1 protein-coding gene is annotated in these 633 nt (G+C 65.4%); it reads right to left on the reverse strand.

Annotation, left to right across the window (positions count from 1 at the left end; genetic code table 11):
- Positions 1–557 (reverse strand): type I glyceraldehyde-3-phosphate dehydrogenase (locus VB775_RS26295; RefSeq protein WP_323217194.1); only part of this gene is annotated, 557 nt, incomplete at its 3' end.
- Positions 558–633: the final 76 nt, after the last annotated feature.

A 633-nucleotide genomic window follows, 5' to 3' on the forward strand; every position in this document is an offset into this window, starting at 1 on the left:
TTCGTGTACGAGTGCACCGTGAGCATGTTGCCCTTCACGATGCCGAGCTTCTCGTGCAGCACCTTCGCGACCGGCGCGAGGCAGTTCGTCGTGCAGCTCGCGTTCGAGACCACCACGTGCTTGGCCGGATCGTAGCCGTCGGTGTTGATGCCGACGCAGAACGTCGCGTCGACGTCGTCCTTGCCCGGCGCGCTGATGATCACGCGCTTCGCGCCCGCTTCCACGTGCGCGATCGCGGTCGACTTGCCACGGAAGATGCCCGTGCACTCGAGGATGATCTCCGCCCCGAGATCCTTCCACGGAAGCTTCTTCGGGTCGCGCTCCGACGTCGTCGCGATCGTCTTGTCGCCGACCTGCAGCCCGCCCTGCACCGCCTTCACTGGCTGCGAGAAGCGGCGGTGAACGGAGTCAAACGCGAGCAGGTGCGCGAGCGTCTCGTCGTCGGTGAGATCGTTGATGCCGACGATCTCCAGCTCGCTCTTGGGGTTGGCGAGGATCGCACGCGCGACACAGCGACCGATGCGACCAAAACCGTTGATTCCGATCTTCGTGGCCATGGGTGGCCCTCCCTCCGAGACGGTTGTTCCGAGTTGCGCGGGCCATTCCCACGCATCGCCCCCGAGGCACTCCTCG

It is taken from the genome of Pseudanabaena sp. CCNP1317 (assembly GCF_034931345.1).
GTDB lineage: Bacteria > Cyanobacteriota > Cyanobacteriia > Pseudanabaenales > Pseudanabaenaceae > Pseudanabaena > Pseudanabaena galeata.